Raw genomic sequence first — 24,743 nt, forward strand, 5'->3', positions numbered from 1 at the left:
AAATCAAGAATATTATTTATTAACAATCTGTACCTTGATTATGAAGAAAATTAAGAGTTATTTTGTTTACGATTTCGGCATCCTCCATAGTTAGAGAATGACTAGCTCCAGTGATTAAATGAGTCTCAAGATTTGGAATCCAGTTTTTTGCGTTTGCTATTGCCTTTTTCGCGGGGTATATTACTTCTTTGTCTCCTATAAGGAGCAAAGTAGAAATCTGGTAACTGTGAAATTCTTCTTTGGAAAATACGGAGGGCATCACTTGCATAAGCGGTTTCGCATGGCGATAACCTGCGATAACTAGAGAGCGAAATACAGGAGGTAGGATCTCCCCCTTGCCTGAAAACCACTTAAATGCATTGTCGATTGACTTATCTGTATGAAACAATAGCGCCGGATAAACCTTCATGAAAAATTTTGGACTTATTCTATGAAAAGACCCGGCAGGGGCATAAAGCAACAGTTTGGACAATCGTTTTGGATAAGCCAGAGCAAAATTCAAAGATAAAAATCCGCCCATTGAGTGTCCTGCTAAGTCTACTTTTTCGAATTGTAGACCGTTTAATACTTCAAGTAACCACAGTTGTGCGTCCTTCCTACTTTTTATAGCCTTTTCAGGCTTGCTCTTTCCAAAATCACCTATTACATCAATAGCATACACGGAACGCTCTTGAACCAATTGTTTCATATTGGGATACCACATCATACTGCTCATAGTCATTCCATGAAGAAGCAACAACGGTTTCTTATTCGTATCACCGAAGCAAAGCACATGTGTTTCTCCGAATGATGTAGGAATTATAAGAGATGTGAAATTCATTTCAAACATTGCTAAACTTCTCTCGTAACAATGGTAGTACTCTCTTTCAACTTCATCGTTCCTAAAGATAGATCCCATTGAACATCCACACTCCACGTTTTTCTTTTGTCATTAACAGTAATAACTAGTAATAAGTATTATCAGTGTAATTTGATATAGCTGTGTTACTAACAATAGAATTTATAAAAAAACCGTTCAACAGAGACTTTCCCCATTAAACGGTTTAATAGAAACGCAATCTAATTTATCATTTTTGTAAATTTACTTGAATGTCCCCTATAGATGTAGATGCATTTATTCGATAACCATCTGATCCAATTGTTCCTACCTTTTTATTAGATGAGTTAACGCTATAGTCAAGTCCTTCTAAATTCGACGACACTGAACCAACTTCGCTAACTAGTTTGATTTCAGCTGACGTTGGAGATTCGTTCAGATTAATTCTGATTGCTCCTGCATCCGTTTTTGCAGTCAAATCGTTTTCGAGACTAAATCCTTCAACTACTATCTGACCAGCATCTACTTCAAGATTCATTTCTCCAACTACACTTGTAAGCTGAATGGAACCCGCATCAACACTTATATCTAAGTTCTCCGCATTCACATCATGAACATCTACTAATCCAAAATTATTATTGATAGTCAATTGATTATACAGTTTATCAGGCAACGAGATATTCAACTTCCTTTCACCTCTAGTGTCATTGATAATGCTCCCGCCCTTTTCTTTTTCCTTTACATTAATATCTAATTTACTAGAATTAATCGAAGCTTCTAATGTAAATTTGCTTTCGATCTTATCATCTACCAGTAATTCCACTTCTGCATCATCAGTTTTGCTTTTTGTTATGAATATTGCCATTGCTTCCGCTTTAACGTGAATCTTATCAAAATCATCAACCTTGAATGACTCTTTTTGTAAGCTAATAAGTTCGCCCGAACCAGAACCTTCACCGATGACAACATTGCCAACGTTTGTCGTAAATGAACTGCAACCTGTCATTCCCACTGCCAGTAGTACAATCACTATTAACCTACTTATTGTTTGATATGATCTCATGATCTCTTCTCCTATTTCCAACCATATTTTTCTATATTATATCATGAATTAGAAAAAGCAAAACAGACCCTCGGCCAGATCATAGCTAGACTTTAGACGGGTACTCAAGCAGTTCTCGGCTGAAGTAATCTTTCTTTCCATGATTCCCTTAGTACCAGTAAGCCGATTAATAAAGACACAACACCAATAATGATTAGAAGTGCACCCATTTCTTGACTGTAGTAATTTAACTGTCCATCCCGAAAGGCCATCCCACGTATGAGGCGGTTAAGCCAGTTCATTGGTAATACCCATGCGGATATTTGAAAGGGCTCCGGAAATGCAAGTGGAGTTAGTTGAATTCCAGTAGCAAGAAAAGACGGATACACTAAGAAATTGGTTCGTAAATTAACTTTAGACTGTTCTTTGGCGGAATAGCCGATTAGTATGCCCATCAGGGACAAAGCAAAAGCATAAACAAGCAGTGGAATAATAAAAAGATAAGGCTCTGATTCAAACCGCATCCCCCAAACCTGCTTTAATAATCCATAGCATAGAAGTAACGAAAGGGAGGTCAAGACCGCGTAAGGGACACTGCGAATCCAAAGTTGCAAAGGAGATTTTCCGTTTGCAAAGAGTTTCCCTTCTTGCCGTAAGCGAGGAGCAATAGAGCCAGCTGCACTTGTTGTAATCATCAAAACCACAATATTAACAAATCCAAGTACCATAAAACTCACATAACTTGAAGTCGGATTAAATACCATTCTTTGTTGAAGAGACAACGGAGTAACAAGCCCTTTAGACGTTTCGGCATCCATTCCTTTTTGAACTAGACGTGTCATCGAAAGGGTCATATTTTCTGTTTGAATAACTTCCTGAATCGCAGTTCGAATTCCGGTTAGCCCTGAAGGCATCGTGTTATCCATTAAGATACCGATATTCGTCGATAGTCCCTGCTGCTGACGTAGCTCTAACTCTTTTGGAAGTATGATGACGGCTACAGCCTGCTCATTTGCCAGTAATATTTCTGGGTTCTGACGACTGGAGTATACATTTGTGACGTTCATATTCGGAGAAGCATTTATTGTATTGATCAGCTGCCTTGAATATGAGCTATGATCCTCATCAATGACAACAACTGGCGATTCGATGATTTGGTTTTTCGAAAACATTAAGCCAAAAAATAAGGCTGCGACAAGTGGACCGATAAAAATCAGGCGAACATACTTACTTCCCAATACGTACTTCCACTCGTCAATCAGTGAGTTCATTAAGTTTCACCTCCGCTGTCATCCCTGGAAGCAAATCAGCATTTGAATCGATAGATATTCTAACAGAAAACATACTTAAATCAGCTTGCCCTTTCTCACGTGTCATACGCAAACTCGCAAATTGAGGAGCCACTGAGATCGAAGTAACAACACCACTCACTTGTATTGGGTGATCCAAATATGGAAAATGAACATCAATCTTTTGATTAAGCTCAAGCTTTTGAATTTCACTTTCCTGTATATAAAGATCTGCATAATAGTTGGTTTTTTGCAGCATCGCCATCGCTGCTCCTTGTTTTACTTGATCCCCCTGCTTTACAACAATTCTGTTGATCAATCCATCATCCGGAGACAATACATCCTTTTCTCCTTCTTCAGCTGATTGAACTTTGAAAAGTAAATCTCCCTCTTTTATAAAATCGCCTACTGCCACACCGACCTTTACAATTAATGCTGGATTCTCCTTATAAATTATTGTTGTTTGTTCCGCTTCAAGAATACCTTGTTTCCTACTCTCAGCCTGACTGACAGCATCCTTTCCTTTAACAGTAAGAAGCGAACCTCCAACGATCAGCGCTATTGCCATCCCGATATAAATTCCAGCCTTTATCTTCATCCTTCAATCTCTCCCATTCCCGTTCTCTTAATGTTAGTACTGCTCTTATTTACTTTTCATCATCATTTTTCTGACCGCGTTTTCGGCAGCCTCCATAATCACCTCTCCCAATGTTGGGTGAGGGTGAATCGTCATAGCTAAGTCCTCCACAGTTGCCCCCATCTCGATAGCAAGTGTTAGCTCCGATATGAGTGTTGATGCATCAACACCAACGATTTGTGCACCAATCACTATCCCTGACATCGGGTCCGCTACAATCTTGACAAACCCTTCGCTTTCCCTCAATGCTAATGCTCTTCCGTTGACCACAAAAGTAGCTTTGCCAATAACAATCGGAATGGCTTTTGTCTTTGCTTCTGTTTCATTTAAGCCAACACTGGCCAACTCTGGATTAGAAAAAACTACAAGCGGAATAGCTTTATAATCAACCTCGGAAGCATGGCCTGCAATGGCTTCTGCCGCTATTTTGGCTTCATAGGATGCCTTGTGCGCAAGTGCTGGACCAGCAGTAATATCTCCAATTGCAAAAATATGCGGAATAGCGGTTCTACACTGGAGATCCGTAGCGATCAATCCTCTGCTTGCTACTTGTAAGCCTATACGCTCTAATCCTAACTGACCGTCAGTATTTGGTTTTCTGCCGATAGTAACTAGCACATATTCCGCTGTAATATGATTTTGCTCATGATTTTTCTTGTAATGTAGTGTAATTGAATCCACATTGTGCACTATATTCTGAGCTATAGCTCCGGTAATAATGTTAATACCATCAGACTTTAACTGCTTAACAACAGGGACCACAAGATCTGCCTCGAATCCAGGTAGTACTTGTTCTCCTCCCTCCACTATCGTTACCTTTGTTCCAAACTTGGCATACATTTGTCCCAGTTCGACACCGATATATCCACCGCCTATAACTACTAGACTGGACGGAATCTCAGGGAGAGACAGAGCCTCTGTGGAAGACAAAATACGTCCGCCAACAGGAAATGCTTGTAGCTCAATGGGACGAGATCCCGTTGCCAGTATGGCGTACTTAAATGAAATAGTATGTTCGTTTCCAGCCTGATTAATAATTGCTGTATGTTCATCAATGAAACTAGCTTCGCCTTCCAGAACAGTTACTCCCGCAGTCTTTAATAAATAACTAACTCCGCCCTCCTGCTTATTCACAATCCCCCGCTTGAAATGCTGAGCATTCTTAAATGACTCTACCGCATCTGTAATATTGAACTGCCTGAGCAAATTATAGCGGTGCGATTCTGCAATTAATGCTTTAGAAGGAATGCAACCTACATGTGTGCAGACTCCACCAAGCTGACTACGTTCTACAATCGCTGTCTTCATACCAAGCTGTGCGGATCGCAGTGCCGCCACATAACCTCCCGGACCTGATCCAATGACCAAAGTTTCTACGGATTCAAACTTACTCATATCCTAATACCTCCAGTTGATGCAATTTTAAAATATGATGATCGTAATATATTATAACCATCATATTTTAGAAACGTCAACATCCATGTTTTATCCTTTCTTGAGCTAACAGTTAACGGATCGCTAAATTGACATGTTTAATTATGACGCTTATAATATTTTGAAAGTAGAATTATGAAGTTGTGGAGTGATTACAATGCCGTATCCCAAAGGCCATAAGATAAAAGTTCGGAATAAGATCATTGAAAGTGCTGCCCAGGCTTTTCGCACCAAGGGTATTCAAGATGTAAGTGTTCCGTTCATCATGAAGGGGGCCGGATTGACTCATGGTGGTTTTTATTCACACTTTGACAATAAAGAACAGCTCGTCGCCGAAACTTGTCGCTATGCTATCAGCGATACGATTGCACTTCTGCAAAAAGTCGCTGATGACGAGAAGCAGAACCCCAAAATCAATACTGTCATTGATTATTATTTAAGTCCGTATCACCGCGACATAACGGAGATGGGCTGCATTATTCCTGCTCTTTCTAGTGAAATATCCCGTTCTACAGAGGAAGTTCGCCAAGTATTTACGCTTGAACTGGAGCGGATGATTGATTTCATTTCCAATCTGGCAGAGATTGACGTGTCCAAAGGTAGCGCGCTGTTCAGTACCATGGTTGGCTCTCTTATGCTTGCACGTACTGTTAATGATCCAGAACTGAGTAATAATATTCTCTCAACAGGCAAGAAGCATGCCAAAGAGCTGGTTATTAACTAACATAAATGATTTGAGCATAAGTCCTTATACTATTTGTAACTTTGTAGTCTATTCGATCCATAATATCCTGCTCTCAAACAGAAAAAACACGCCAGCAATGGCGTGTTTTTTCTGTTTGAGATTAAGATGATATCAGGCAGCATTTCTATTACACCATTTCAGCAAATTATCTCTTATAACACTTTTTATTAAAACTGTTACTTCATTTATTCTCCACTAATGCTTTTAGCCCATTCAGCAACTCTCCGACTACTTTCTTCTTCTGACAAATCTTCAATCCTAGTCATAATAGACCATCTTACTCCAAAAGGATCTAATATACTTCCGAATCGATCACCTGAAACAAAACTTGCCACGGGTTCTCTTACTTTTGCTCCTCTTGCTACCGCGTTTTCAAATACTTCATCAACATTCATTACGTAGACTCCTAAAGAATAACACGCATTGTCTCCATCTGGCGGTAAAGCCAATTTATATGCTGGATTCGCTGCTCCCAGTTGCAAAAAACCATTTCCAAAATCTAATTCCGCATGAACAATTATTTTATTGCCATTTCCATCAGGATATTCAGTAATATCCTTAACCCTTGCATTGAAAACAAGTTTATAGAACTCTATTGCTTCAGAAGGTTTTTTCACTGTTATAAATGGGGTAAGCGATGTAAAGCCGTTGGGTGTTCCATTCTTTGTGTATTTACCTGACACTGCAGTATATTTTTTGTTTTCAGTCACTTTTACTCCTCCTTTAAAAAACATAACATATCAATTCTATGCTTATACCTTTTGCTCTTATGGTCTTGTTAATCGGCTATTGAATTCATTAACTCATAGAAATATTGGGATTCATGAGTCTTATTGAGTCTATACCAAGCATCTAATGTTTCAGAAGAGAATACCTCCAGCGCTTTCAATACATGAACAGAAAATTCTAGCGGAGCCACTCCAGATGCAGTGATCAGTTTTCCATCCGTTACAACAGAGTCCATTTTGTAATACTTTTCTCCCGTGTAAGTTGGACAGCTCATTTTAAGGTATTCCAGATCATTGCTTGTATGCGGTCGTGAATTCAACAATCCTGCCTGGGCAAGTCCAAGTGTGGCTCCACAAATCGCTGCTACCAACACACCTTCCATTAAACACTTCCGGGTGATTGTTAAAATGGGTTGATGGATGGTTTCTGTCCATGTATTTCCGCCAGGTAAAATCAATGTACCTATACCTTCAATGTCGCAGTCCTCCAGTTTAATGTCAGGCTGTATTTTTAATCCACCCATTGTAGTTACAGGTGTCTTATCAACTCCTACAGTAACTATTTTTGATGGGGTAAGCCCCTTTTTATAATATCTTCCCGAGTTCAGTTCGGCAGTTAAGTAACCTATTTCCCAATCAGCCATTGTATCAAAAACATACAGATACACCTTATTCATTCGCAACTTCTCCTTATTTTACAACTCATCAAATGACACTCTGCATTCATCAGTAATCAATGATTATCTTTATTATAAAATAGCTTCACTGACATCTACTGTCAGTGAAGCTATTAAAGTTGATAATATTCTATTAACTCCGATGTAACAGCAACTAGTTTTTCCTTCAAACTCTGTGGTTCTGTTACTTGAATCGTTTTCCCATAGGAAAGTAGAATATAAGGGACGTAGGCATGAATAGATCTTTCATCAAGTAAAAAGATGGCTTGATTTGATGTTCGCTCTTCCAAATAATGACCCAGAAACCAATGTAGGCATAAGTCATCCAATGCCTCTGATCTGCCTCCGATAATTAAAGAAATTAATCCATCCTTACCCACTAAATCAGGTAACAGATTTTGCATAAAAAATTCACGGGGAGAAAAGTCTTTAGGACGATTAAATATTATTTGAGTTTGGTTAATTTGTAGAATCCGATCTACTCGAAAGCTACGAGTTTCATTCCTTAGGTGGCAAAATGCAACAGTATACCATTTATTGTTCCAGTAAACCATTCCATAGGGCTCTATCAACCGATTCTTCGATTGTTCTTCACGATTTGTACGATAATCAATTTCTACAGAAAATTGGTTTGCTATAGACTGTTCCAATTTTACCAACACCGGATGAACTGAAGAAGATCCCCTACTGTTTATCACTTCAAATCCGGCTAAATGACGACTAAGTATACTTCCCTGCTCCTCGTTCGAATACATTTTTAATTTTGACGTTGCATTGTCTAATGCCTCATTCAAAGGGTACCCGGCTTCTTTTGCAAAAATAGCAGCATGAAGGAGTGCCTTTTTTTCTTCTATATCAAATAACAAAGGTGCTCTAATATAATTATTAAGCAAGCTATATCCGCCGTTATGACCTGTGTCGGATATTATAGGCACTCCACTAGCACATAGTCCATCAATATACCGATAAACTGTCCTTATATTTACTTCTAACTTTTCAGCTAGTTGCTGTGCAGTAACTTTTACACCCGAATTCAGCATCCAAAGAATTGCCAGCATATTATCGTTTTTTGGCATATCATGAGCCCTCAGCTTCTATAATAACTCAATATTAACATCTTACATGTTTGCGTTTAAAACCAGGATCGCCTTTATCTACGAACTTTTGAATTCGTTCCGAAGCGATCAAATAATTGTCTTTTTTCTTATCCTGTTTCACTGCTACAGGACCTACTACCTTCGCAGTTTCAACCGCCATATTATGAAGAGGCACATAAGAAACTCCTACTGTGTATATAAAATTATTCATTGCATATTTTGCTCGTTCAGGAGCATCGTGTATCGTGCTTTCCACTATTTGAAGCATATTGGCTATTTTGCTTTCGGAAAATTCACTATCTGGGCGATTACCCAATAGCCAACAATAACAGCTCCACCCTGCTGACATTTTTAGTTCTTCACCACTTGCTATCCATTTATCTGCAACTTCTTGCGCAATATTTGCTTCTGCCAAAGTAACGGCAACTACAAAATCGGACAGCATATAAAAATAAGCTCCATCAATCCAACGCTCAAAATCCGCTTCAGTCATCGCCTGTGGATCTGCAATTATTCCAGCAAAATACATGGCATCATAGTTACCCGTAGCGTAAAGCTGCTCCGCCAACGGTTGATTAATTTTTGTTTTTTTGAAAATAGGCTTCATTACACCTGTAGCAACTCCAAAAAGAGGTTCATGTGCTCCATTGGATTGGTAAATTTTTTTGGTTCGTTCCTTGCCTAAAGCTTCAAGTTCCTGCATAACCATTTCTAAATCCATATTTAATGCTCCTTTCTCTGCTTCAAAATGATTCCTAAGATTGCTTGTACTTGTATTATCAAATTTATCTCTTTTGGAGACCAATTACAAATGCTAATCACTTAATATATTTCTTGAATTTCTTCATATAAAATAAATTCATCTACGCTTGATATACATTTTCAGATAAATCAAAAGCCTGATCATAAGTAAAGTGACCCTAATTGTAAGATATGAGCTAACAATTGGGGTCACTTCATATGGTAAAGCTCTTAGTAAGGAAAGTAGTAAGATAACACATCATTATTGTACTGCAACCGAACTAGTTGTGCTGCGTTAAGGATCAATAAACAAGAACCAGTAAGTGATAAATGAAGTAAATAGGTACTAGCGTAGTGGGTATCGTAACTTAACGAAGTACAATTTTGTCTCCAGCTATACCACAAGTTTTAGAGAAATACTGACTTTAAATAAGTCACCTTCCGTTTCAATATTAAGACTGCCTTCGTGAAGGTCCACGATTGATTTGGCAATAGCAAGTCCAAGTCCAGAACCTTCAGTTTGCCTGGATGTATCTCCACGTTTGAACCTCTCAAATAGCTCATCTATATTTTCGCTAAGTTCAAATTTAGATACATTCTTAAACGTAACTGTCGCCTGATGGTTGTTCGTTCCCACCATAATATACACACGGGAGTTATCTAGGGAATACTTAAGCACATTTTCAATTAGGTTGTCAAAGACACGCCATAACTTATTTCCATCGACAAAAGCGAAAACTGGCATTTCAGCGTATGTAATCCGGAATTGAAGACTAGAGTCATTAATCGTGTTATCATGTTCGGCAAGTGTCTGCTGTAACAGCTGAACAAGATCAACCTTTTCCATTTTCAATTCTAGATTCCCACTCGCCATTTTTGAAACTTCAAATAAATCATCTATTAACACTTTTAGCCGTTTTGATTTTCTATCAATTATTTCGAGATAGGCTGCTCTATCCTCATTCGTTATTCCTTCCATTTTCAATAGATCGGTATAAGTAATAATTGAAGTTAACGGTGTCCGTAAATCATGACTTACATTTGTAATTAATTCCGTTTTTAAGCGTTCGCTCTTTGCCTGTTCGTTCTGTGACGTTTTTACCCCATGTTTTAACATGTTGATATTGCTAGCAAGATTAGCTAGAACAGATTTGCCCGACACTGCTAGATCCTGCCCAAGATTTCCAACAGCCACTTCATTCGTTTTTATTAAAATCAGGTTAAAATATCCTATGCTTTTGATCAAAATCATTACTAATGGAAGCCCAATAAGCGCAAGCAAAATAAGATAGATAATAATAAAAACGGGATCTATGACAATCATGATCACTGCTATCCCTAAACCAAATACCGCCACTAAAATGAAAAACAACTGCATACCTAGACTCTTATTCAAAAAAGCATCTCTCAGGCTACACTTTACTTTGCTAGAAAATGACCTCAAGCCTCTACCCACTCTGCCAAGCATCGACTTTATTTGCCGGCCAGCCCTCTTAAGTAGTGCCTTATCCCATTCATTTCTAACGTTTTCCTGATCCTTAAATGATGCAATAAGAAATTTCCCCTGAATAAGCGAAAACCCCCAACAAATCGATGCGATTGCCAAATAACTAATTACATTGGAGCTATAAACAAATAAATTTTCGATGTCATAAAAGATTTGTTCATTCATTAAAAGTGGGAAAATAATGGCACCAATTGCTGTTAGAGTGAACAACATTACTCTGGCATCAATCGAAAACTTGTTATAATAGAGCCTCCATGCTTCATTTTCCGCAGGTATACCTCTTGCTTTTTTCAGATACAAACATAGTATTAGAGTACCAATACTTGTTAAAATATATACTAACCAGATAATTTGCTTCTGCTTGTACCGTTCGTATTCGATCATAACTGGGTTTGATGATGGTAAAAATTTAGGTACCACAATCTGACCTTCAAATGGGATAAATGAATTCGCCAGTTCGTCAGATATTGCTGGAATGCTACCATTCATCGAATATTCCTTAGGTATAGAATAACTTGTGATAAACAACAAGTCGTTATCAAACTGTCCTCCTGAGTTTTGCAGATTTGTATACGATTTACCGGTCACTTTGTTTTTAAATAAGTATTGGAATGTTTCCTTGTATATCAAATAATCTGGACGATAATACTCTTGCTCCTGATAATACTCTCTCAAAATCTGTTCTTTTCTAGCTATTATCTGCGCTTTTGCATCATCGTCATTCGCAAACATTTTCTTTATTCCCTCTATTTTTTGGTCTCTTTCCGCAGTATAGATATCCGCTGCCGCTTGGTCGTCCATTGCCAACGCTTCCAGAATAAGGGATTCAAACTCAGCATTTACGTTATCGATTTGGTATGTTTCATCTCCAAACTGATTTCGGTAATTATTAATTTCATATTCTGCCACCGTGATCGACCTTTTCGCTTGTTCCAATGTAATACTGTTTAACTCAAATCTGTTCAAATTGTTTGCGAATTGCTGGAGCTCGGATTGAAATTCAGGAGTCTGAAAATAGTCCTTATGAACGTAACTACTACCTAACGTTAAAAATGATAGTATCCCACTTATGCCAAAAGTAAACATCACTGTCCAGACAACTCTACTTTTCCATTTTGTACCCAATTCCCCATACCACCTTTAAGTATCTTGGATTTTTCGCATCTATTTCAATTTTCTCTCGAATTTTTCTAATATGGACGGCTACCGTATTTTCAGCGTTATAGCAGGGCTCCTTCCATACTCGTTCATAGATTTCAGTAATCGAGAACACCCGCCCTGCGTTGGTCATAAGAAGTTCAACTATTTTATATTCAATTGGAGTTAGCTTTACGGGTCCACCATGAACCGTGACTGCCTTTGCTGATTGATCTAGAGTAAGTCCATTTAGATCAATTATTTTATTAATACCTTCATAAGTACCTAAAGTAACGTATCTTCTCAACTGGGATTTCACCCTTGCAACAAGCTCCATTGGATTAAATGGTTTTGTGACATAGTCATCAGCACCCATATGTAAACCTAGTATCTTATCCGCATCCTCACTTTTTGCACTCAACATAATGATCGGAATATTTTTGTTTTCACGAATTTTATATGTAGTAGAGATCCCATCCATCTTGGGCATCATTATGTCTAATATAATGAGATGAATTTGGTGTTCATTTACTATTTCTAAAGCTTCAATTCCATCCTTTGCTTTTAATACGGTAACTCCTTCATTTTTCAAATAGATTTCAATAACGTCACGTATTTCTTTATCGTCATCAACAACTAGTACAAAAAAATGATCCATATCTCACCCTCCATTCCAATAGCCTTCTTACATATTTTAATTGTAAACGGTAAATCTTAACATTAGTTTACGATAATTATGAAGACATTCTTAATATTTTTGTAGTTATTCGTCTACTTAGACATAATCATAGCTCTGTGAAAGTCTATTATGGCACGCTTGTGAGGCGTTGGCAGCACAGAAAAAAGAAAAAGATACGGCAGATACTGAACCAACAGTACCTACCGTATCCAAGTAATACAAAACTACTACTCTATGTCTAATGAAAGACCTGGACCAACATTTAGCATACGTTTATTAATCATCTAATCCTTTTCCATCTAAAATTTGCTGCATATATTTTTCAACCCTAGAGACTCTAGTTTTTGATTGTTTAGGTTGAGAAAAATTATAAATGTATGCTCTTTGCCGACCAGGGGTCAATGCTTCAAAAGCTGTTTTTAAGGCAGGGATTTCATCTAATTTATGTTGAAATTCTTCAGGAATTGTGTATTCTTTAGTCTCTTTTAATTTCACTTCCAACCCAGCTTTTTCAACTTCAATCGCTTCATTAATATAGGCTTTCAAGATGGACTCCATTTCAACTATTTCTTCAACATTGGTGAACCTAATCTGTCTCGCCGCTTGTACATTTTCCGTTTGTTGGATTAAAATACCATTTGTATCTTTTAACAAGGCACCTTTGTGGAACAGAAGCGCACAGTAATCTTTAAATCCATGGATTAACACAATATTTTTATTGTGCAACGTGTAACAGGGATGCATCCATTTATATTCTTCGGTTAATTCACAGTCAAGAACGATATTTCTTAATTTCTCGTATTCATTCTTCCACTTTTTAGACTTACTTAAAAATTCATCAACTTTAATATTCAGTCTACTATTTGTCATTAAGAAACATCCCTCTTCATCCCAATATTGTATTTTGTTCACTGCATCTAACATCTTTCATGTTTGTGTTTGAATCCTATATTCACTTTATATACTATCTTCGCCTTCGGACCAGCAATTATTCCAGCAAAATATATGGTATCATAATTCCCCATTGCGAAAAGCTGTTCAGCCAACGATAGTTTCCGGATATTTATATCAATTATAGCTCAAATCTTAATGATATCTAACTCTGTTGTTAATAAAGATCAAACTCTACCCATTATGGGCGTACAATAAATAAGACCGTGCTATGTGATGAACCAGCACGGTCTTATTTTTCATTTACTTATTTTGTCATCCATTCTGGTTTAGAGAAGCCTTGGAACTGCTCGTCAATCTTTTGCTCGAATTCTGGAGATTCAATAACTGCTTTCAGATCCTTCGCGAATTGACTTTCGATATCTTTTGTTCTAACAGCTACTACGTTACGATAGTTTTCAGACATATTCTCAAGCTGCAAAGCAGTGGTCAGGTCCATACCCGCTGCAAGTGCAAAATTACCCGCTACAACAGACAGATCTGAGCTGTCAAGCGTGCGTGGAAGTTGAGCAGCCTCTAGTGAATTTATTTTAAGATTTTTAACATTAGTTTCGATATCTTTATCAGAAATTGTCGCTGGATCTGCATCCTCTTTAACAGTAACTAACCCAATATCTTGAAGTAGCAGTAGTGAGCGTGCAAGATTGGCTGGGTCATTGGCAATCGTAAGAGAACTTCCTTCTTTAATATCATCAATGGATTTAATTGTATTTGAATACAGTCCCATTGGAGCAGTAGGAACACTAATGACAGAGCTAAGTTCAAGCTTGTTATCCGTTGCAAACTTGTTCAAATAAATAATGTGTTGGAATAGGTTAGCGTCGATCGACCCGTTATCAAGCGATTTGTTTGGCTGAACATAATCGTTAAATTCAACTATTTCAATCTTATAACCCTTTTCTTCCATAAGAGGCTTAATCGCTTTATTCACCATATCACTGTAAGGACCAGCGGTTGCTCCGATTTTAATCGATTTTTTCTGTTCACTAGCTCCTCCGTTAGTACCAGTTCCTTCTCCTGTGTTGTTGCTACCACATGCCGCAAGCATTGACATCAACAAGATGCACAACGTAACGATCGTTAATTGCTTTTTCAATGATATTATCCCCTTTGCTAATTTGTAATTTTATTCTTAACGTTTATCTACTTTACGAGATGCCCAATCTCCAACAAATTGAATAATTTGGACAACCACAATAAGAAGAATAACCGTTGTGAATAGTACTTCATTATCATAACGATAATAGCCGTATCGTATGGCAAGATCGCCAATTCCCCCGCCACCGACCGTACCTGCCATCGCAGAGAAACCAAGCAAGCTAATTGCGGTTATAGTAAGGCCTGAAATTATGCCCGACTTAGCTTCTGGTAGTAATACTTTACGAATAATGAACCAAGGTCTTGCTCCCATTGCTATAGCAGCTTCAATGATTCCTTTATTCACCTCTCTAAGTGAGTTCTCTACCAATCGCGCAAAAAAAGGAATGGCTGCAACGGAAAGCGGAACAGCTGCCGCTGATGGACCTATCGTAGTTCCAAGTAAAAATTGCGTGAATTTCAGCAATAGCACTAGTAAAATTAAGAACGGTATTGAGCGTACAATATTTGAAATTACACCCAGAATCATATTAATTGCACGGTTCTCTGAAAATAGCCCTTTACTACTTATAAATAACAGCACTCCAAGCGGCAGACCTAGTATAAGGGCAACGAATAGCGAGATGCCTACCATGTGGAGCGTTTCATAAAACGCTTTTCCCATATCGGGAAGTATCTCGATTAAGGAGTTAAACATTCTCAACCACCTCTACAATACAAGAGCGATCATTCAAATATCGAATGGCTGAATTGACTTCCTCATTGGTTCCGGTTACTTCCATAATGAAGGTTCCGAGAGGCTTTTCACCTATATACTCGATTTTCCCATGCAAAATATTTGCCTGAATGCCGCTCTTCTTGAGCAAATCGGAAATAATCGCTTGTTCTGCTGCATCGTCACGAAATAGTACCTTTAATACTTTGCCAGATGGGTCAAGTTTTTCCCATAGTTTTGCTGGCAACTTAAATTCCAGCACGCTATTAATAAATTCCCGAGTCAGTGGTTGCACAGGATTTGCAAAAATTTCATATACATTGCCATCTTCAATTACTTTGCCGTTTTGCATAATGGCAACCCGGTGACATAGTTCCTTTACCACTTCCATCTCATGAGTGATAAGCACGATGGTAAGCCCCAACTTACGATTAATTTCTCGAAGTAGTGATAGAATGGACTGTGTAGTCATTGGATCAAGCGCTGACGTTGCTTCATCGCATAACAGCACTTGTGGATCATTTGCCAGAGAGCGTGCGATACCGACACGCTGTTTTTGACCTCCGCTTAATTGGGCAGGGTAGCTATCTGCCTTATCTCCAAGACCAACGAGCTGAAGCAAATCCGTAACTTTGCTATGAATAGCCGATTTTGGTGTATCCGCAGCTTCCAAAGCAAGCGCAACATTCTCAAATACAGTTTTACTTCCGACAAGATAGAAATGTTGAAAGATCATTCCTATCTTTTGACGAGCGATTCTCAGATCATTTTTATTCAAAGTGGTGAGGTCAACGCCGTTCACTAGCACATTACCAGAGGTTGGCTTCTCAAGCAGATTAATGCAGCGCAACACCGAGCTTTTGCCTGCACCACTATAACCGACGATTCCAAATATTTCACCTTTTGCGATATGAAGATTGACGTGGTCGACGCCAACGACTGTGCCTTTATTTGTTTTGTATAGCTTGTGTAAGTCAATGAGTTGAATCAACCTGAATCCTCCTAGCACACCAGTTACCTAGTTTACAATGCATCTATTTATGAAGCCATCTATTTCCGACGATTTCGATATGAATTAGTATAACAAATATTTTCAGTTTATGAACAATTATATTCCCCTTTTTCTTAGTATTTTTTTATTTAAACAAACTACTATTATACTATATTAGATGAAAAAATAATTAATATATGTAATTTATATCATTTTCATTTTTTCAAACATCTTCATTGATCGATTCTCTCTTACTATTATTGATAATTTGGTCAAAATCATTCATACCTTACGAACTCTATACTACTTTTAATACATGTTTATTCAAAGGAAAAAGGATGGCTCTTTGGTCTATTAACGACCTTCAGAGCCATCCTTTTGTATCACCTTCGCAACTACACACTGTTACGATGCCGATTGAACATTATTTATCCCAATATTGCTGGGCAATTCTTAATCCTTGATTAATCTTCATCCACTGCTCAGTTTCAGTTAATTCATTACCACCATCACAGGACGCAAAGCCACATTGATGAGAAAGTAACAATCTATCCTTGTCAATAATTTTTGATGCTTCATCCAGCATTCTAATTACGCGTTCTTCATCGTCAAGTGTACTGGTTTTAGAAGATAACAAGCCAAGTACAATTTCTGTATTAGGCTTATCCTTGAAAACAGAAAGAGCCTCAAGTGATCCTGCACGTTCATCATCCCATTCAAGGAAAAAGCGATCATATTTAAGTTGCTTTAAGAACAGATTGGCAATTTTAGCATATGATCCTCCACCCATATTACGGGAATCATAGTTACCACGGCAGTTATGCGTCCACATTTTCAAGCCTAAGCTATGACCAAAATCAATTACTGTATTGTTAATGTCAATAAACTCGGTAGCAAGAGTCTGTACTTCCTCTTGATTGATGTTCTCGCCAGTATATGGAGAGTTCGGGTTGTCATCCGCAAATAGCTCCCATAAGCAATCGTCGAATTGCAGAATTTTTCCACCGACAGCAGCAAATTCCTCAACAAATTGTTTATATGCCTTAACAAGACCGTTTTTAAGCTCCTGTCTATCTTTATAAACAGATTCTTTACCACCAATATTATCCGACCATGACAACTCGCCAAAAATATGAGATGGTGAAGGTACACACAGCTTTGTTTCACGGTCGCCAGCAAGAGCTTGGAGCTTTTTATATGTTTTAATAAAATGATGATTCTTTCCGCTCAATTCACCAGTAATGCGCAGACCAATATCTTTTCGTGTCTCGTATTTCGAAGTTCCATCCGTGTCTCTGAAAAAATATCCATGATCTGCAATATAGCGACTAATCCCTTCAAGACCCCAGACAAAGTCCAGATGCCACATGGATTTGGAATGTTCACCATCCGTAATAACTGACAAACCATTCTCAATTTCTTTATCCACTACAGCATGTATTGCCTCCGCTTCACATTGCTCATATCCTTCAAATTGTTGATAAAATGGATAATCGATGTCATCACGATGTTCAATTTGTGTTTTATATTTTAGTAGATCAGCCGGTCGCAACAAGCTACCTACGATTTGAAATTTATTGCACATAAAAAAACCTCCTCAATCTAGAACATGTCAATTTGTAATGCTCTGATTGTAGCATGGAGAAGTAATGTATACGTAACACTTAAAAACCATATCCAGTTATAGTTTTTAGTTATAACAATAACCAAAAGAAGTCAATATACGTTAACAAGAAATAGCAATTATCTCCATTACAAAAGATGAATACAAATAACTCGAATAGTCTTTTGAAGACTTTCCGAGTTATTTGCTTTTTTACACTTTATTTATTTTTCCATTTCCAATAATCTCATTATAACCGTTATTGCTTCTGCTCTTGTTGTCGTCTCGTTTGGATCAAACTGGTTGTCACCGCGACCGATCATTACGCCATTACTCGCTACCACTGCGACCGCATCTTTCGCCCATACCGGAATATTATCCTTGTCTGCGAAAATCAATTCCTTATCCGTTTCCACATTCATTCTATATACTATGCGCATAGCTGATTCTAATAAAGCACTCATCTCGACACGGCTAATTTCTGCGTTTGGTCTAAAAGTGCCATCCGCATACCCATTCACAATACCTGCCTGAACAGCAAGTGATATCGAGTCTTTCGCCCAATCGCCAATCTCTGCTGTATCCTTGAAGAGAAGTTCCGATTGAACACCCTTAAGTTTCAATGCACGAACCAACATAACGATAAACTCTTCACGGGTAATCGAAGCCTCCGGCTTGAAACTACCATCAGGATAACCACTAATAATACCTTGAATAACCGCTTGCTTAATCATTTCCTCCGCCCAATGTCCTTGAATATCCTCAAGGTCAACACTTGGTTCAACAGGTTCACTTTCGCTGAGTCCAAACACAGCAAGCTTTGCCACGTCACTAACTTCTACTGTAATTTCATTCCCAGATACTGTTCCCCCTATTGAAATCCAAGTCTTTTTCTCCTCGTCATAATAAGAAATGGATGGCGTTTGATCCTCTCCAAGTTTGCTCGGATCAAACTTTACAGTTATCGTAATCGGTTTTATGAAATCTTCTGAGATGTTTTTAGCAATGCCAAAGACCGGACTGACCAATATATCTTCGTCAGTAATTAATGCAGACGGATCGAGTATCTTCTCTATCGTCAGCTGTAATTGTTGGTTAATTGCTCCAACTGGAACATGTACTATAATTTCGTCATTAAGATTAGCTGTTCCAGTGCCGCCAATCGGAATGTTAAGCTTACCATCATTTTGAATAGGCTCTGGATCAACATAATTTGTTGAACCAGCGGCTACTTTCACCGTCACAGTATACGTTTGTGTCGTTCCATCTTCCGCCGTTACCATGTATGTTACCTTTGAAGTGAAGTTATTCGCCGTTGTTCCACTCACTTGCTCAGTTCCATCTACCTCTACCTTAGTTCCTGTACTAGTAAATGTTGCGATCAGCGCTTTTACATTTGTACCACGAGGAACAGTCAGTGCAATGTTTGTACCGTTAATCTTTCCTCTTACTGCAGGCGACAAGTTCATGAAGCCGAATTCTATTATTTCTTTCTCACTACTTAAGGCTACTGTTACTGTCACCGTCACGGTGTACGTTTGCGTTGTGCCATCTTCCGCTGTTACTCTGTACGTTACCGGTGAAGTAAAGTCATTCGCCGTTGTTCCACTCACTTGCTCGGTTCCATCTACCTCTACTAAAGTTCCCGTACTAGTGAATGTCGCGATTAGCGCACTTACATTTGTGCCGTAAGGAACAATAAGATCAATATTTGTTCCGTCAATTGTTCCAGTTACTGCAGGCGACAAGTCCATGAAGCTGAATTCCGTTAGTTCCTTCTCACTACTTGCGGTAACTGTTACGGTCACAGTATATGTTAGCGTTGTTCCATCTTGCGCCGTTACGGTGTACATTACCGGTGTAGTAAAGTCATTCGCCGTTATTCCGCTTACTTGCTCGGTTCCATCTACCTCCACTAAAGTTCCCGTACTAGTGAATGTCGCGATTAGTGCACTTACATCTGTACCGTAAGGAACAATAAGATCAATATTTTTCTCGTTAATCATTCCTATCACAGCAGGTGACAATTCTTTGAAGCTAAAAGCTAGTATCTCCTTTGAACTACTTGTGACTACTGTTACAGTCACTATATAGGTTTGCGTTGTTCCATCTTCTGCCGTTACAATGTATGCTACCTGAGAAGTGAAGTCATTGGCTGTTGTCCCGCTCACTTGATCAATTCCATCCACCTGTATCGAAGATCCAGTACTAGTAAATGTAGCGATCAATGCACTTACATCTGTGTCCTCAGGAACAATAAGTTCAATATTTACTCCATTAATGGTTCCTGTCACTGCTGGAGACAAGCCCATAAAGTTGAATTCTGTTATTTCCTTCTCACTACTTGCAGCTACTGTTACGGTCACCGTATAAGTTTGCGTACTTCCATCTTGTGCCGTTACAATGTACGCTACCTGAGAAGTAAAGTCATTCGCTGTTGTCCCACTTACTTGATCTACTCCATCTACTTGCACCAAAGTTCCAGTACTAGTGAATGTCGCAATCAATGCACTTACATCTGTACCGTTAGGGACAGTAAGATCAATGTTTGTTCCGTTAATTGTTGCTGTCACTGCTGGAGATAAGTCCATAAAGCTGAATTCCTTTATTTCCTTCTCATCGCTTGCAACTTCTACAAGCTTACTTTGCGCATCTAACAGAGATGATACGGCTGCGTCTACTTCTACTTGGGTCGCATATTGCTTGTTGTTCACTGTTTTTGCAACCGTTAATGCTTGGCTGAATACGTTCCAGCTTTCAACTGTATAATCAGCCTGCACTTTCGTATCTGCTTCAGAAATTGCTGCCAATAGGGCTGTTTTATTAGCCTCTGCTGGTATTAATTCTTTGTTGGTTGAAATATTCAGTTCATAAATGATTGGTTGAACATTACCCCAAGTTAATTTAATTTCAAAAATATGATCATAGGTTGAATTGTAAATAGTCGTTAAACTTTTATTTAAAAACCCTAATTCAACCCATTGGTCAGTACCAACCCGAGCACTTACTGTAGCGTTCGAAATGGCATTTGAACCTTGAACAATTGTGAGTACCGCTACATCTGTTTTCTCCGACAAACGATAAATCAATGATCCATCTGCACGATTCGTCATATTCGGTTTAAACGCAGTCGTTAGATTACCATCAACTAAACGTCCAGGACCAAATCCTTCTTCCTCAATTGGATCTACAACAAAGGTTGGATTGTTCTCCGTATCAACATACTGGCCACCATTAATGACGAACTCATTAATATGCGCAAATCTTTCTAAATAATTTGCTGTATACACAATTCGAACATATTTGGCCTCAATACCGCCTATATTATCATTACCATAATAATAATTTCCTGGGTTAGCAGAATCATGTGTGTAGCCATCAGCAATCATGTCAGCGTAATTTGGTTTACCACCTGCAAGGTTATCTATACCATCACCTAAAGTAATGACATCTGTCCAATTGATGTTGTCCATCGACAGTTGAACTTTTGCATCTCGAATATAGTCAACATTATTTTCCTCATTGTAAACACGTAAACTATTAAAAATTCGCGGTTCACCTACTGAATAAGTGATGTACTGTCCCTTTCTCTGATAATCAGTAAAGATAGCTTTCGTGCCAAAATTTTTATCGAAAGGAGCTAGCAGAGTACCCGCGTTTCTTGAATCGTTGGCTCCATACGAAGAAGAGATTCCCATATCCGATTCAACAAAACTTGGTCCATAGAGTTCCTTGGATGAAACACTAAATTCATTCAAATCGAATGTAATATCTTCATCAGTGTCGTTAAGTAATCTTACGTATTTGGCAATGGCTCCCTCAATAGGAGTATTCCATTCTACTTCATTCGCAGAAGCCTGTAACGTTAATTTACCACTGGTTTCACTTACTGTTACACTATCTAGTTCTTTGATACGATCTAATTTCACACCTACATATTGTTGCGGTTTCAATGTAATATTAGTCGTTTCAGCCAAACTTGTATTTTCTAGTGAATGGTGGGATGCAATATTTTTATAATTATCGTTATTTGTATACGTATATTCGGAAGACAATTTTGCAACGTCCACACGAATTTCACTAAACTTGATCCATACGTTTACATTTTTTAGATTTTTCAGACGGACATATCTTGCTTTAATACCTGTTAAATCTTCCTCAACCTTATCTAGGCCTGAAGACTTTCCTGTATATTTCTTATATAAGGTGTAGTTCACATTATCAGTTGAATATTCTAACTGGTACTCTGTCCACTTGTCACCATTATCTCTACCTACAGCAAAGTAAACTCTACCTAAATCAATTTCCTTTTGTAAATCTACACCAATATAATCTCCAACAACAGACGTATCTTTAATTGTTCCTGAAGGGTTATACCAAATAAAAGAAGCGTCATTACTATCGAATAGATTAGCCTGAGTTCCTTGATACACTTTAAAATGACTTGGAACCATTAGCGTGTATTGTAGTGTATCCGTTACTACCTTGGCCTCATTAACCACAATATCTTTAATACCAAACCAAGTATTTGTACGATCATTCGTTGCGATTAAACGAATCCCTCTTGCTTTCAGATTTAAATTTTCTAAAACAATTTTATTGATATTTCCATATTGAGTACCTTCGATATCAATCCAGTTTTCTCCATCAACGGTGTATTGTGCTTTACTTGCTCCAAAGGTATCAGAATTATTGGATCCTTGACCTAATTCAAAGCGTACCGTATTAAATGCAAGAATTTTTTCGTATAGTACTCCAATATATGTACCCATCGTAATCGTATTAGGGTTTTTAAAGATTACTTCAGTACCCAAGTTATTATCTAATAGATTTTCTAAGCTACCAGTAGGAGTATCTGCCCGATTGGTAATAACTCTAGCAAAATTACTATCAGGGTTTACACTAGATTGAACCTTAATTGAAACATCATTTAACAGTGTTTTGATAAACGGTACGATATGTTGGACTCCTACTTCAGCATATTCATAATGATCAATGTAGCGGAACGGATGCTTTAGTGACGCATCGAAAGCTGCTTGACCTTGACTATAGTTTTCCCATATCGCAGAGCTATTTCCACTTTCATGAGCAATCTCAGCATTTAATAAAAAGATCGCTGCAGTTGCAGTATCTATAGCACTATCTAACCAATAGACAATCTGATCTCTAGTTCTTGGATTACCAGGATTATCTTTATAGGTTATTGCTGCATCGCGAATAATCTCGAATTCTACAATTAAAGCTTGAGCTTTATCCGTAATTTTACCTTTACCTAATGCTGCTTTAAACTCATTTAACTTTGGAGCTAATTCAACTGATTCTTGCAATACAGCTACACGACTATCCATATTTTGATTAATCATATGTTTTGATAACTCTCTAAGAGCATTCGAAGCAGCAGTTTCATTAATGTTTAAATGGTCCATGTAGGCAAATGAGTCAGACCAGTTTTGTCTTGCCTGATCAACATTATCCCAAATATTCCACGCATAATCAGCATTAGCAAAAATAGCTGATTTACTCGCTTCTGATTGTTGCATTGGATTTAATACAATACCTTCAATATTAGCTGGGTTAACATTAGGCTGTAAAAATGTTTCATTGCCGCCCATAATTAAGTGTTTTTTAGAGTTATCCGTACAAGGCCAGTTGATCCAAAGGTATGGTCCTCTTCCAGCATTATTAGTGAAATCTTGGGTAAATTTATTCGAAACCTCTCCCCAAACCCTCCCGCCGGTTTGAACGATACTAACAGACTTCGGCAATTGTTTTAACGTTTGGATTTGGGCACTATCTCCCCAACCCATGTAATCATTGGGACAGAAAATCATATCCGTTACTAAACCATCATATGTTGACTGTTGCTCAATTAACCAATTGGATAGATCGATCATCAGCTTCACATACGTTTGGGCCCCTTGTGCCGGAACCCCTGCATCATCTGCAAGAATACCAAACTTTCTAACACCCGTATTTAACAATTGGGTAAACTTTGCTTTAATAATAGTTAAATCTGCTTGATAATTTTCTTCCGTATTAAAACGAATAGCATTATTCATAAATGGATGAAGAGTATACACAAACCTAGTTTTACTAGCATTACCCGCTTCAGCAAGTTTGCTAATTTTCACAAGTTCTTCTTCCGTATATGATTCTCTCCATTTACTATTATGTTTAGGATCATCCTTGGGCGCATAGATATAAGAATTCATTTTGAACTCTCCACCAAAGGTCATCAATTCAGCACGATCTTCATTGGACCAAGGCTCCCCATAATACCCTTCAATGAAACCTCTTCCTTTTACATCTGCATAGTCTTTAATCGTTAATGCTTCAATTGTACGATCATTCATCTGTTTAAAAATATGTTTTACAGTCGTTACTCCATAAAACGCAGAATCAACATCTTTTCCTAGCACAGCAATAACATTATCATCGATAGAGATAATATTGGCATCAAGCTTTGCTAATATTGTTGAATCTCTTAATTTCTGACTTTCAAAATAATTATCTACATATTCATTTGACTCATAAATACCAACTAGAAAATTCGTTTTATCTTCAACAATGCTACTTGATTCTGTGAATTTAATATTTTTGACCGCTAATACTTTTTCAACTCTTTTTTTCGTATAAGAATCTACTTTCGATTCATATACGATATTTATCTTTTCACTTACTTCAAATTGCTTATCATGATAGTTAACTTCATGAGGATTTGGATAAATTGTATACGGCACAGTTGCAGCAGCAGCTACTGGTCCATTTATTCCAGCAAAGCTACCAATGATCATTGTAAAAATTAACACTAATACAATCCCTTTTTTCATTATTACCCTCCTTATTTATAAACAC

18 protein-coding genes and 1 pseudogene are annotated in these 24,743 nt (G+C 37.9%); 1 reads left to right on the forward strand and 18 read right to left on the reverse strand.

Translation table 11 applies throughout. From position 1 onward, the window contains the following. Nucleotides 1-19: 19 nt before the first annotated feature. From NV377_RS09255 to lpdA, 5 genes are all read right to left on the reverse strand, one after another. Complete coding sequence (locus NV377_RS09255; RefSeq protein ID WP_258200911.1) at nt 20-898, reverse strand: alpha/beta fold hydrolase; 879 nt, start codon at nt 896-898, stop codon at nt 20-22. Nucleotides 899-1,067: 169 nt separating this feature from the next. After that, nucleotides 1,068-1,880 carry a DUF4097 family beta strand repeat-containing protein gene (locus NV377_RS09260; RefSeq protein WP_258200912.1) on the reverse strand — a complete coding sequence of 271 codons (813 nt, stop codon included), beginning with the start codon at nt 1,878-1,880 and terminating at the stop codon, nt 1,068-1,070. A gap of 104 nt (nt 1,881-1,984) precedes the next feature. Beyond that, nucleotides 1,985-3,130, reverse strand: coding sequence for an ABC transporter permease (locus NV377_RS09265; RefSeq protein WP_258200913.1), 1,146 nt, complete (start codon nt 3,128-3,130; stop codon nt 1,985-1,987). Further along, nucleotides 3,114-3,746, reverse strand: coding sequence for a biotin/lipoyl-containing protein (locus tag NV377_RS09270; RefSeq protein ID WP_258200914.1), 633 nt, complete (start codon nt 3,744-3,746; stop codon nt 3,114-3,116). Before NV377_RS09270 ends, NV377_RS09265 begins: the two co-directional genes overlap by 17 nt. 45 nt (nt 3,747-3,791) lie before the next feature. Continuing rightward, nucleotides 3,792-5,180 (reverse strand): dihydrolipoyl dehydrogenase, encoded by a 1,389-nt coding sequence (lpdA, locus tag NV377_RS09275; RefSeq protein ID WP_258200915.1) that lies wholly within the window; start codon nt 5,178-5,180, stop codon nt 3,792-3,794. A gap of 196 nt (nt 5,181-5,376) precedes the next feature. Between lpdA and NV377_RS09280 the strand changes: the two genes are divergently transcribed. Further along, nucleotides 5,377-5,943, forward strand: coding sequence for a TetR/AcrR family transcriptional regulator (locus tag NV377_RS09280; RefSeq protein ID WP_258200916.1), 567 nt, complete (start codon nt 5,377-5,379; stop codon nt 5,941-5,943). A 206-nt stretch (nt 5,944-6,149) separates the two neighbouring features. Here the strand turns inward: NV377_RS09280 and NV377_RS09285 are convergent, their stop codons facing one another. The 13 genes and pseudogenes from NV377_RS09285 to NV377_RS09340 form a co-directional block, all read right to left on the reverse strand. Further along, a complete protein-coding gene (locus tag NV377_RS09285) occupies nt 6,150-6,674 on the reverse strand; it encodes a VOC family protein (RefSeq protein WP_258200917.1) in 525 nt (174 codons plus the stop codon). Between the two features lie 68 nt (nt 6,675-6,742). Continuing rightward, nucleotides 6,743-7,369 (reverse strand): type 1 glutamine amidotransferase family protein, encoded by a 627-nt coding sequence (locus NV377_RS09290; protein ID WP_258200918.1) that lies wholly within the window; start codon nt 7,367-7,369, stop codon nt 6,743-6,745. Between the two features lie 113 nt (nt 7,370-7,482). Further along, complete coding sequence (locus tag NV377_RS09295; protein ID WP_258200919.1) at nt 7,483-8,445, reverse strand: helix-turn-helix transcriptional regulator; 963 nt, start codon at nt 8,443-8,445, stop codon at nt 7,483-7,485. Between the two features lie 34 nt (nt 8,446-8,479). Next, complete coding sequence (locus tag NV377_RS09300; RefSeq protein WP_258200920.1) at nt 8,480-9,187, reverse strand: DNA alkylation repair protein; 708 nt, start codon at nt 9,185-9,187, stop codon at nt 8,480-8,482. A gap of 414 nt (nt 9,188-9,601) precedes the next feature. Beyond that, a complete protein-coding gene (locus NV377_RS09305; RefSeq protein ID WP_258200921.1) occupies nt 9,602-11,839 on the reverse strand; it encodes a sensor histidine kinase in 2,238 nt (745 codons plus the stop codon). Then, nucleotides 11,817-12,509 carry a response regulator transcription factor gene (locus tag NV377_RS09310; RefSeq protein WP_258200922.1) on the reverse strand — a complete coding sequence of 231 codons (693 nt, stop codon included), beginning with the start codon at nt 12,507-12,509 and terminating at the stop codon, nt 11,817-11,819. Before NV377_RS09310 ends, NV377_RS09305 begins: the two co-directional genes overlap by 23 nt. Nucleotides 12,510-12,806: 297 nt before the next feature. After that, nucleotides 12,807-13,400 (reverse strand): YdeI/OmpD-associated family protein, encoded by a 594-nt coding sequence (locus NV377_RS09315; protein WP_258200923.1) that lies wholly within the window; start codon nt 13,398-13,400, stop codon nt 12,807-12,809. A gap of 101 nt (nt 13,401-13,501) precedes the next feature. Beyond that, nucleotides 13,502-13,579, reverse strand: a pseudogene (locus tag NV377_RS25920) (DNA alkylation repair protein); the annotation flags it as partial. Between the two features lie 149 nt (nt 13,580-13,728). Beyond that, on the reverse strand, nt 13,729-14,577 hold the full coding sequence (locus NV377_RS09320) for a MetQ/NlpA family ABC transporter substrate-binding protein (protein WP_258200924.1): 849 nt from the start codon (nt 14,575-14,577) through the stop codon (nt 13,729-13,731). Between the two features lie 36 nt (nt 14,578-14,613). Beyond that, on the reverse strand, nt 14,614-15,276 hold the full coding sequence (locus tag NV377_RS09325) for a methionine ABC transporter permease (RefSeq protein WP_258200925.1): 663 nt from the start codon (nt 15,274-15,276) through the stop codon (nt 14,614-14,616). Further along, nucleotides 15,269-16,285: a methionine ABC transporter ATP-binding protein gene (locus NV377_RS09330; protein WP_258200926.1), complete on the reverse strand. Its 1,017-nt coding sequence runs from the start codon at nt 16,283-16,285 to the stop codon at nt 15,269-15,271. Before NV377_RS09330 ends, NV377_RS09325 begins: the two co-directional genes overlap by 8 nt. Nucleotides 16,286-16,709: 424 nt before the next feature. Continuing rightward, nucleotides 16,710-17,870, reverse strand: coding sequence for a cobalamin-independent methionine synthase II family protein (locus NV377_RS09335; protein ID WP_258200927.1), 1,161 nt, complete (start codon nt 17,868-17,870; stop codon nt 16,710-16,712). Between the two features lie 242 nt (nt 17,871-18,112). Next, nucleotides 18,113-24,718, reverse strand: a complete 6,606-nt coding sequence (locus tag NV377_RS09340) for a beta-N-acetylglucosaminidase domain-containing protein (RefSeq protein WP_258200928.1) — start codon at nt 24,716-24,718, stop codon at nt 18,113-18,115. Between the last annotated feature and the right edge of the window lie 25 nt (nt 24,719-24,743).

It is taken from the genome of Paenibacillus endoradicis (assembly GCF_024721975.1).

What these genes read in the sequence shown, in the direction of transcription:
- NV377_RS09310 (WP_258200922.1), bottom strand. Translation starts at nt 12,509, where the DNA reads ATGGATCATTTTTTTGTACTAGTTGTTGATGACGATAAAGAAATACGT.
- NV377_RS09335 (WP_258200927.1), bottom strand. Translation starts at nt 17,870, where the DNA reads ATGTGCAATAAATTTCAAATCGTAGGTAGCTTGTTGCGACCGGCTGAT.
- NV377_RS09340 (WP_258200928.1), bottom strand. Translation starts at nt 24,718, where the DNA reads ATGAAAAAAGGGATTGTATTAGTGTTAATTTTTACAATGATCATTGGT.
- NV377_RS09265 (WP_258200913.1), bottom strand. Translation starts at nt 3,130, where the DNA reads ATGAACTCACTGATTGACGAGTGGAAGTACGTATTGGGAAGTAAGTAT.
- NV377_RS09255 (WP_258200911.1), bottom strand. Translation starts at nt 898, where the DNA reads ATGGGATCTATCTTTAGGAACGATGAAGTTGAAAGAGAGTACTACCAT.
- NV377_RS09270 (WP_258200914.1), bottom strand. Translation starts at nt 3,746, where the DNA reads ATGAAGATAAAGGCTGGAATTTATATCGGGATGGCAATAGCGCTGATC.
- NV377_RS09260 (WP_258200912.1), bottom strand. Translation starts at nt 1,880, where the DNA reads ATGAGATCATATCAAACAATAAGTAGGTTAATAGTGATTGTACTACTG.
- NV377_RS09280 (WP_258200916.1), top strand. Translation starts at nt 5,377, where the DNA reads ATGCCGTATCCCAAAGGCCATAAGATAAAAGTTCGGAATAAGATCATT.
- NV377_RS09295 (WP_258200919.1), bottom strand. Translation starts at nt 8,445, where the DNA reads ATGCCAAAAAACGATAATATGCTGGCAATTCTTTGGATGCTGAATTCG.
- lpdA (WP_258200915.1), bottom strand. Translation starts at nt 5,180, where the DNA reads ATGAGTAAGTTTGAATCCGTAGAAACTTTGGTCATTGGATCAGGTCCG.
- NV377_RS09315 (WP_258200923.1), bottom strand. Translation starts at nt 13,400, where the DNA reads ATGACAAATAGTAGACTGAATATTAAAGTTGATGAATTTTTAAGTAAG.
- NV377_RS09325 (WP_258200925.1), bottom strand. Translation starts at nt 15,276, where the DNA reads ATGTTTAACTCCTTAATCGAGATACTTCCCGATATGGGAAAAGCGTTT.
- NV377_RS09300 (WP_258200920.1), bottom strand. Translation starts at nt 9,187, where the DNA reads ATGGATTTAGAAATGGTTATGCAGGAACTTGAAGCTTTAGGCAAGGAA.
- NV377_RS09290 (WP_258200918.1), bottom strand. Translation starts at nt 7,369, where the DNA reads ATGAATAAGGTGTATCTGTATGTTTTTGATACAATGGCTGATTGGGAA.